Origin of the sequence: Agromyces sp. NPDC058110, from assembly GCF_042884735.1 — a bacterium.
Lineage (GTDB): Bacteria > Actinomycetota > Actinomycetes > Actinomycetales > Microbacteriaceae > Agromyces.
The window spans coordinates 527,246-536,058 of sequence record NZ_JBHVTI010000005.1; the positions used below are offsets into that span (position 1 = coordinate 527,246).

Genomic DNA, 8,813 nt, shown 5'->3' on the forward strand with positions numbered 1-8,813 from the left:
TCACTTTACTTGTTCCTGGCGCCCTACTCGGTACCGCCGGGGGGGCCAAACTCCCCGAACCCGCCACCCCTCCCGGGGCCCCATAACCCCGGGGGGGCCCCCCCCGCGGGGGGGCCCCCACCACCCCGACCGACCGGTCCCCCGTTCGGTCTCACCTCGAAGGAGAGAGATGAGTCACCACACTCACGGCCACCCGACGGTGTCGGCCAAGCCGATGAGCCGCCGGAACCTGCTGCAGGCGCTGGCCGCATCATCCGTCGCCGTCGGACTCGGGGCCTTCGCCGCCCCGACGGCCGCATCGGCGCTCGCCGCACCCGCGGCACTGCCCACCGCGAGCGGCGGCGCCCGCCTCGTGCCCATCAACCGCATCGGCATCCAGCTCTTCACGATCCGCGACAAGGTCAGCTCGCTGGGCTTCCGCGCGGTCTTCGAGGAGCTGGCGCGCATCGGCTACTCGGAGGTCGAGTTCGCGGGCTACACGCAGGGTCAGGTGGGCGCCATCACGCCGGCCGAGATCCGGCAGCTGCTCGACGACAACGGCCTGCGGGCCGTCGGCTCGCACGCCACCCTCAACCCGGCCAACATCGATGCGCAGCTCGAGACGGCGAACACCCTCGGCATGCAGTTCCTCGGCCAGGGCGGTCCGATCGCCGGCGGCCGCACGGATGCAGCGTGGGTCACCGCCGCGCAGACGTGGAACCAGATGGGTGTCAAGGCCAAGGCCGCAGGCATCAAGCTCTACACGCACACGCACCAGGGCGAGTGGAACTGGACGACCGACGCGAGCGGCGCGAACACCAACCGCCGCGTGTACGACCTGCTCTGGACCGAGTTCGACCCCGACCTGGTGTCGTTCGAGATGGACATCTACTGGGCCTACGTCGGCCGGCACCTGTTCCCCGGGTTCGAGCCCGTGGAGTACCTCAAGCGCGACCCGCGACGGTTCCCGCTGGTGCACCTCAAGGACGGCAAGCTCAACCCGGCCAACGGCAACGGCTACGACATCATCGAGTTCGGCGCAGGCGACATCCCCTATGCGCAGATCCTCAAGGAGCTGCAGCGCAACCGCGGCCAGCGCTTCGGCATGTACGAGCAGGACAACGCGTCGAGCACCGCCGCAGGCGGCAACCCGATCAACTCGCTCGGCAACGCCGACCGCAGCTACGCGAAGATCGCCGCGCTCCGCGGCTGAACCCGACCCCCGAAGGAGACACAACCCCATGAGAACTTATTGGAAGGCCACCGCCATCGCGGCGCTCGTGGCCGGCGGCAGCCTCGTCGCCGTTCCCGCCTGGGCGGCCGACCTCAGCTGTGCAGGGGACATCGGCGACCAGGTCGTCGCCGGTGACCTCATCGTCAGCGACGGCGTCGACTGCGTGGCCGGCGGCGCGACCGTGCAGGGCGACATCATCGTCGAGCCGGGCGGCTGGCTCGACGCGACCTCGGTCGTCGTCGAGGGCGACGTCATCGCCACCGACGCGTACGGCGTGCTGCTCGACGGCACGAGCGTCGCGGGCGACATCAGCGTCTACTCCGCAGACAGCGAGGTCGGATTCGTCTACCTCAACGACCTCGAGGTCGCCGGCTCGGTCGCCGCAGGCGGGGTCGACATCGAGGTGGTCGACACCACCATCGGCGGTTCGCTCACCACCCAGGAGGGCAACTACGTCGACGTCGTGCGCACCTCGGTCGTCGGCGACGTCTCGATCGACGGCTCCCCGTGGGGCGTCTCGATCGCGGGCGCCATCGTGCAGGGCTCGGTGACCGTGAGCGGCAGCGCCCGCGACGTACTCATCGGCGCCGACGCCGACGGTGCGGCCGACGCCTTCGGCAACACCATCGGCGGCGACCTGGTGCTGAGCGACAACTCGGCGAACCTGCGCGTCGCGGCGACCACCGTGCACGGCACGATCGAGCTGTCGGGCAACACCCCGCCGGCCGCGTTCGGGTCCGGTGTCGCGGCGGGCGACGTCGTCGGCGACTTCACCGGCACCGCTCCCGGCGCACCCGCCGCGGGCGACCAGGCGATCGCCGTCACGGTGCCCGACCAGGCCGCGGGCGAGCTCATCTGGTCGCTCGAGGGCACGTCGGCCCTCGTCGACCTCGGCGTGGCCGACGAGCAGCTCGACCACTTCGCCGCCGATGGCGAGATCGTGCCGATCCGGGTGCAGGACACCCGGGCGGGCAACCCCGAGTGGTCGCTCACCGCGCAGGTGTCCGACTTCTCGGCGGGCGGCACGCCCGTGTCGAGCAAGTACCTCGGCTGGACGCCGGAGGTGACGGATGCCGCAGGCGGCGCCGTCGCCGGCTCGGCGGTGCAGTCGGGCTTCGACGGCGGCGACGGCCTCTCGGTCGCACGCACCCTCGCGGGCGCACCCGACGGCCACGCGCGCAGCGCGTCGGTGGTCGGTGCCGACCTCGAGCTGAAGCTCCCGCTCGACACGCCTCGCGGCACCTACACCGCGACGGTCACGCTGACGGCACTCAGCTGATCACCCGTCCGGGCCCCGGTTCGCCGGGGCCCGGACACCCCTTCGCCACCACCAGCACGAAAGCGAGCACGCGCCCATGTCCCAGGCCGTCACGTCCCGAACCCCCCTCCAACAGCCTCCGACCGATCCCGGTCGCCGGGGCCGTCACGTCGCCGTGCACCGCCGCGCACAGCACCCCGGCAGCCGGCCGGAGGCGATCCGGCTGCTGCTCGCGGTCGCGATCGCCGTCGCACTCGGCCTCTCGGCCTGGTTCGGCGCCGTCGCCGGCGTCGGCGCGGCGAACGCCGCCGAGAACGAACCGAGCGACACCACGGTCTCGTGGAGCGTGCGCCCGGCCGACACGACGCAGGGCTCGGGTCGCCCCAACTTCGCGTACGAGGCGCTTCCCGGGCAGTCGGTGGCCGACGCCCTCCTCGTGACCAACCGCAGCCCCGAGGGCATCGAGCTCGAGGTGTACGCCGCAGACGGGTTCCTCACGCCCGACGGCTCGCTCGACATCCTCCCGAAGGGCGAGGAATCGGTCGAACTCGGCAGCTGGGTGACGGTCGAGTCGCCGAGCATCTCGCTCGCGAGCGGCGAGACCGCCGAGATCCCCTTCGAGGTCGCCGTGCCCGCCGACGCGCCGCCCGGCGACTACGCGGCCGGCGTCGTCGCCTCGATGACCGTCGACGCCGAGGGCGTCGTGACCGAGCGCAGACTGGGTTCCCGCGTCCACCTCCGCGTGCTCGGCGACCTGGCCCCGGCCTTCACCGTCACCGACGTGACGGTCGACTACACCGGCACTCCCGTGCCGTTCGCCCCCGGCGACGGCAGTGTGACCTTCACGCTCACCAACACCGGCAACACCCGCCTCGCCCCCGACGCCGTCGTGCAGGTCGCCGGCCCCTTCGGCCTGGCTCCCGGGTCGGTTCGCGGCTCCGACCTTCCCGAACTCCTGCCCGGCAGCACGATCGAGCACACGGTGCAGGTCGCGGGCATCGCCCCGCTCGGCATCGTCACGGCGGATGTCGCCGCGAGCGGCGAGGTCGTGTCGCGGCCGGGGGAGTCGCGCGTGCCGCCCTCGGTCGCCGACGTGTCGGCTTCAGCCACGACGTGGGCCGTACCCTGGACCTCGTTGGCCGTCGTGCTCCTCGTGGCCGGCCTGATCACGTGGTGGCTCCTCGCGAGGCGTCGCGCCAAGACGGCGAAGTCGAAGGCCATCGCCGAGGCGGTCGCCGCGGCGCTCGCGGCCAGGGACGCCGCCGACGCGGACGCGCACTCGACCACCGCGGCATCCGGACCGGATGACGCCGACGAACCCGGGGCCGGGGGTGACGACGCGCGCGAGCGCGTTCCCGCCGGCTGACCGCAAGACCGCCGGCGGCGCGCGGAGGGACACCCTGCGCCGTCGGCGTGCCACGTCGGATGCCCCCTGCGCCCTCTCGGCGTCGCAGGGGGCATCCGTGCGCCTGGCGCACCGCGTGCGGCTCCACGGCCTGCTGCGTGCATCCCCTCTCCGGAACCGCGGGCGGTGATGCGCAACCGGCGTCGAGTCAGCGAGGGCTGCGGGCACGACCGCGCATCGCGCAGGTCTTCCGCTCCGCGCCGAGCGCCCGGCCGACTCGCCGACGCGCGAAACGACGACGCCCGGACCGCGATGCGGATCCGGGCGTCGTGGCGCTGGAGGAGTCGTCAGGCGCGGATGAACCCCGAGCTCAGCGATTCGGGCGAGAGCGCGTGCTCGACGGCGAGCATGCTCGCACCGATGATGGCGGCCTTCTCGGCGGCCTGCGACTGCACGATCGAGAGGTACTCGGTCGCGAGCGGGGTCGAGCGCGTGTACACGACCTCTCGCACGCCGGCGATGAGGTGCTCGCCCACGCGGGCCATGCCGCCGCCGATCGCGATGACCGACGGGTTCATGAGGCTCACGCACGCCGTGAGCACCTCTCCGATGTCGCGGCCCGCCTGGCGCACGGCTTGGATCGCGTCGATGTTGCCGCGCTTGACCAGGTCGACGACGTCGGTGCCGGTGTGCGCCTCGACGCCCTGTTCGCGGAGCGCACGGGCGATCGCGGGGCCGGAGGCGAGCGCCTCGATGCAGCCGCGGTTGCCGCACTGGCACGGGACGTTGGCGCCTCTGGCGACCTGCACGTGACCGATGTCGCCGGCGATGCCCTGGGCGCCGCGCTGGAGGGCGCCGCCCGAGATGAGGCCGGCGCCGATGCCCGTCGCGATCTTCACGAACATGAGGTGCTCGACGTTCGGCCAGGCGACCGCGCGCTCGCCGAGGGCCATGATGTTCACGTCGTTGTCGACGAGCACGGGCACGGGCAGGTGCTGCTGCACCCATCCGGGGATGTCGAAGCGGTCCCAGCCGGGCATGATGGGCGGGTTCACGGGCTGTCCGGTCGAATGCTCGACGGGGCCGGGCACGCCGATGCCGACGGCGGCCACGTGCGAGCGGTCGCGGTCGGTGCGCTCGAGGAGCTGCGCCGCGCTCTGCACGAGCCAGGTGAGCACGGGCTCGGGCCCGAGCGCGACGTCGACGGGTTCGTTGTGCTCGGCGAGCACGCTGCCCGTGAGGTCGGTGATCGCGACGGTCGCGTGCGACGCGCCGATGTCGGCGGCGACGACGACCTTCGCCGCGGGGTTCAGCGCGAACTGCGACGGCGGACGCCCTCCGGTCGACACCGCGTCGGCGACGGGGGTGATGAGCCCCATGCGCATGAGCTCGTCGACCCTCGCGGCGATGGTCGAGCGGGCCAGGCCGGTGGACTTCGCCAGTTCGGCGCGGGTGCGGGGCACACCGTCACGGAGCAGCTGGAAGAGCTGACTCACTCCCGTGACGGTCTGCGGAGAATCGGTCGTCATTCGTGTCACGCTCTCGGTATATCACTACTTACGTCGAGGTCAGGCCGACTTCTGCGCGACCGACCCCCGAAGAAGGGGCCGGTCGCCGCAGCCGTCGGCCGGAGCTCAGGAACTCGATCGGCCTCCCTGTCGCGCGAAGCGCTGCTGCAGCAGCACGGCGACGATGATGATGATGCCCTTCGCGACGGCCTGCACCGACGACGAGAGGTTGTTCTGCACGAACACGTTGGTGAGGGTCGCGAAGATGAGCACGCCGAGCACGGTGCCGGTGATGGTGCCGCGGCCGCCGGCGAGCAGGGTGCCGCCGACCACGACGGCGGCGATCGCGTCGAGTTCGTAGAGCGTGCCGTGCGTCGAGGTGCCGGCGGTCGTGCGTCCGAGGATCATCACGGCCGCGATGCCGGCCGTCAGGCCCGCGAGCGCGTACAGCCACACGGTGTGGCGCTTGACGTTGATGCCCGCGAGGCGCGACGCCTCCTTGTTGCCGCCGATCGCGACGGTGCGGCGCCCGAAGGTGGTGCGGTTGAGTAGGATCCATCCGCCGACCGCGACGAGCGCGAAGATCCAGATCAGGATGTCGACGCCGAGGAAGTCCGCGTTGAAGAAGGAGATGAACTCGCGCGAGCCGATGGTCAGGGTGCGACGTTCGGCGAGGATCTCGGCGAGGCCGCGGGCGGCGACGAGCATCGCGAGCGTGGCCATGAACGCGACCACGTTGCCGTAGGCGATCACGATGCCGTTGACGAGGCCGGCGAAGATGCCGACCAGCAGGGCGACGACGACCATCACGAGCCAGTGCGACGCCTCGGCGAGGTCCTGCGTCACGGCCAGGGTCGCGGCGATCGACGCGAGGCCCATGACCGATCCGACCGAGAGGTCGATGCCGCCCGCGATGATGACGAAGGTCATGCCGACGCTGATGACGCCGATGATCGAGGCCTGCCGGAGGATCGTGAGCGTGTTGCTCCACGTGGTGAACGTGTCGGGGGCGGTGATGGCGCCCACCACCACGATGAGGAGCAGCGCGACGATGAGGCCGAGGTTGCGTCCGGCCGAGCCGGAGAGGAGCCGCCGCAGGGGTGACACGGGGGCCTCGACCGCCAGGGCGGAGGTCGTGGGGGGCTGCTCGGTGGCTGCGGTGCCGCCGGGGGTGGTCTGCTCGCTCACGCGGCAGCTCCTTTCATGACGAGGTCGAGCACGCCGTGCTCGTCGATCTCGGTTGCGGGAACAGTGGTCAGGATGCGGCCGTCGGCGATGACGAGCACGGTGTCGGCGAGGCCGAGCACCTCCTCGATCTCGCTGGAGACGATCACGATGGCGTTGCCTGCGGCTGCGAGGCGGCGGATGAGGGCGTAGATCTCGGTGCGGGCGCCGACGTCGACGCCTCGGGTGGGTTCGTCGAGCAGGAGCACGCGGGTGCCGTGCACGAGCCAGCGGGCGAGCAGGATCTTCTGCTGGTTGCCGCCCGAGAGGGTGACGGCGGGTCGGTCGGGATCGGCCGGGCGCAGCTCGAGCGCCTCGATCTGCTCGCGTGCGCTGGAGCGCGCTGCGCGTTCGTCGAGGAACCCGCCCTTCGCGAAGCGCGCCATCGAGGCGAGCGTGACGTTGACGTAGATGGGCTCGTCGAGCACGAGGCCCTGGCTCTTGCGCTCCTCGGGCGACAGGCCCACGCCCGACGCGACGGCGTCGACGACCGAGCCGCGGCGCAGGGGCTTGCCACCGACGGAGACGGTGCCCGAGGTGGAGCGGCGTGCGCCGTAGATCGTCTCGAGGATCTCGGAGCGGCCCGAGCCGACGAGGCCGGCGAGACCGACGATCTCGCCCGCGCGCACCGAGAACGACACGTCGTCGAACTCGCCGGCGAGGCCGAGGCCGTCGACGTCGAGCACGGTCGGCGCGTCGTCGGCGACGGGGATCGCGGGCGGGAAGACGTTCTCGACGTTGCGGCCGGTCATGAGCCGGATGAGCTCGGTCGTCGGCGTGTCGCCGACGGGCAGGCCGTTCGCAGTGCTCCGGCCGTCCTTCAGCACGGTGATGCGGTCGCCGATCTGGCGGATCTCCTCGAGGCGGTGGGTGATGTAGACCACCGCGATGCCCGCGTTCGTGAGCTCGCCGACGACGTGGAAGAGGTTCTTGACCTCTTCGGAGTCGAGCACGGCGCTCGGCTCGTCCATGATGATGAGCTTGATGTCGTGCGAGAGCGCGCGCGCCATGCTCACGATCTGCTTGTTGGCCGCGCTCAGCGTGCCCACCTCGGTGTGCGGCGACAGGCCGGAGTGGCCGAGGCGGGCGAGCAGCTCGCGCGTGCGCTTCGCCGCCTCGCTGCGCCGGCTGAATCCGCCGCGCGCCAGTTCGTGTCCGAGGTAGACGTTCTCGGCGACGGTGAGGCCGTCGACGACGTCGAGCTCCTGGTACATCGTCGCGATGCCCAGGTCGATCGCCGCCTGCGGGTCGTTGATGACGACCTGCTCGCCGAGCCAGGCGATCTCGCCGTCGTCGGGGCGGTGCACGCCGGCGAGCATCTTGATGAGCGTCGACTTGCCCGCGCCGTTCTGGCCGAGGATGCAGTGCACCTCTCCGGGGCGGATGTCGAGGTCGACGCCCTTGAGGGCGCGGACGCCGGCGAAGGACTTGGTCACCCCCCGGACGGAGAGTAATGACGATGAATGGTCAACTTTGATCACGGGGCGAACATAACACGCCCATGCTGCGGCACGCGACCCCCAAACCGAAGAACGGAAGTGCCACCCGAACGGGGCTCATGCGCGACGAATACCGAGTTCCTGCCTGATTTCGGGGCATTTCCGCACTTCTGCCACGCGAAAAACAAAAGTTGCAAAATCGGCTTCCACTTCTGCTACGGTTGCCCCATCGGCGTGGATACCCCTCGATGTGGCTGCACCACCTCAGGTCCTGCCCTCGCCGTTCGGAGCAGCATCACATTCAAGGAGGAAACGAAATGCGCTCGATTCGGAACGCGCGGATGCGGACGATCATCACCGGCACCGCACTTCTGGCGGCCGTGGGCCTGCTCACCGGCTGCACCAGCAGCGGCGACACGGAAGACGTCGTCGACCAGGGCACCACCAGTGAAGAGAACGCCTCGACCGGCGACAACGTCGTCATCGGCTTCTCGGGCCCCGCCGCCGACCACGGCTGGCTCGGCGCCATCAACTCGGGCGCCCAGGCGGCCGCAGCGAGCTTCCCCGACGTCGAACTCAAGGTCGCGGAGGGCACGAACGACGCCAACGCGCAGATCGCGGCCGTCGAGACCTTCATCAACGAGGGCGTCGACGCGATCGTCCTGCTCCCGACCGACGGCGCGGCACTGACCGAGGTCGCGATCAAGGCCATGGACGCCGGCATCCCCGTCATCAACGTCGACCGCGAGTTCTCGAGCCCGTTCGCCGCCCGCACCACGGTGCTCGGCGACAACTACGGCATGGGCGTCTCGGCCGGCACCTACAT

At 71.1% G+C, this 8,813-nt stretch carries 7 protein-coding genes; 4 read left to right on the plus strand and 3 right to left on the minus strand.

The features are described from left to right. Nucleotides 1-169: 169 nt before the first annotated feature. From ACFVS8_RS15120 to ACFVS8_RS15130, 3 genes are all read left to right on the plus strand, one after another. Nucleotides 170-1,192: a sugar phosphate isomerase/epimerase family protein gene (locus ACFVS8_RS15120; protein ID WP_387063866.1), complete on the plus strand. Its 1,023-nt coding sequence runs from the start codon at nt 170-172 to the stop codon at nt 1,190-1,192. Nucleotides 1,193-1,220: 28 nt separating this feature from the next. Then, a complete protein-coding gene (locus tag ACFVS8_RS15125) occupies nt 1,221-2,492 on the plus strand; it encodes a hypothetical protein (RefSeq protein ID WP_387063869.1) in 1,272 nt (423 codons plus the stop codon). A 76-nt stretch (nt 2,493-2,568) separates the two neighbouring features. Then, nucleotides 2,569-3,837, plus strand: a complete 1,269-nt coding sequence (locus ACFVS8_RS15130) for a DUF916 domain-containing protein (protein ID WP_387063871.1) — start codon at nt 2,569-2,571, stop codon at nt 3,835-3,837. A gap of 326 nt (nt 3,838-4,163) precedes the next feature. Here the strand turns inward: ACFVS8_RS15130 and ACFVS8_RS15135 are convergent, their stop codons facing one another. The 3 genes from ACFVS8_RS15135 to ACFVS8_RS15145 all read right to left on the minus strand — a co-directional run bounded on the left by ACFVS8_RS15135 (nt 4,164) and on the right by ACFVS8_RS15145 (nt 7,984). Next, the gene (locus tag ACFVS8_RS15135) at nt 4,164-5,345 is read right to left on the minus strand and encodes an ROK family transcriptional regulator (protein ID WP_387063873.1); all 1,182 of its coding nucleotides are present in this window, start codon (nt 5,343-5,345) and stop codon (nt 4,164-4,166) included. A 105-nt stretch (nt 5,346-5,450) separates the two neighbouring features. Beyond that, nucleotides 5,451-6,512: an ABC transporter permease gene (locus ACFVS8_RS15140; protein WP_387063875.1), complete on the minus strand. Its 1,062-nt coding sequence runs from the start codon at nt 6,510-6,512 to the stop codon at nt 5,451-5,453. Next, nucleotides 6,509-7,984: a sugar ABC transporter ATP-binding protein gene (locus ACFVS8_RS15145; protein WP_387063878.1), complete on the minus strand. Its 1,476-nt coding sequence runs from the start codon at nt 7,982-7,984 to the stop codon at nt 6,509-6,511. The genes ACFVS8_RS15140 and ACFVS8_RS15145 overlap by 4 nt, the downstream gene beginning before the upstream one ends. A gap of 320 nt (nt 7,985-8,304) precedes the next feature. Here ACFVS8_RS15145 and ACFVS8_RS15150 point away from each other — a divergent pair. Further along, nucleotides 8,305-8,813, plus strand: a 509-nt coding sequence (locus tag ACFVS8_RS15150; protein WP_387063880.1) for a substrate-binding domain-containing protein, incomplete at its 3' end; no start/stop codon positions are given.

What these genes read in the sequence shown, in the direction of transcription:
- ACFVS8_RS15120 (WP_387063866.1), top strand. Translation starts at nt 170, where the DNA reads ATGAGTCACCACACTCACGGCCACCCGACGGTGTCGGCCAAGCCGATG.
- ACFVS8_RS15125 (WP_387063869.1), top strand. Translation starts at nt 1,221, where the DNA reads ATGAGAACTTATTGGAAGGCCACCGCCATCGCGGCGCTCGTGGCCGGC.
- ACFVS8_RS15130 (WP_387063871.1), top strand. Translation starts at nt 2,569, where the DNA reads ATGTCCCAGGCCGTCACGTCCCGAACCCCCCTCCAACAGCCTCCGACC.
- ACFVS8_RS15135 (WP_387063873.1), bottom strand. Translation starts at nt 5,345, where the DNA reads ATGACGACCGATTCTCCGCAGACCGTCACGGGAGTGAGTCAGCTCTTC.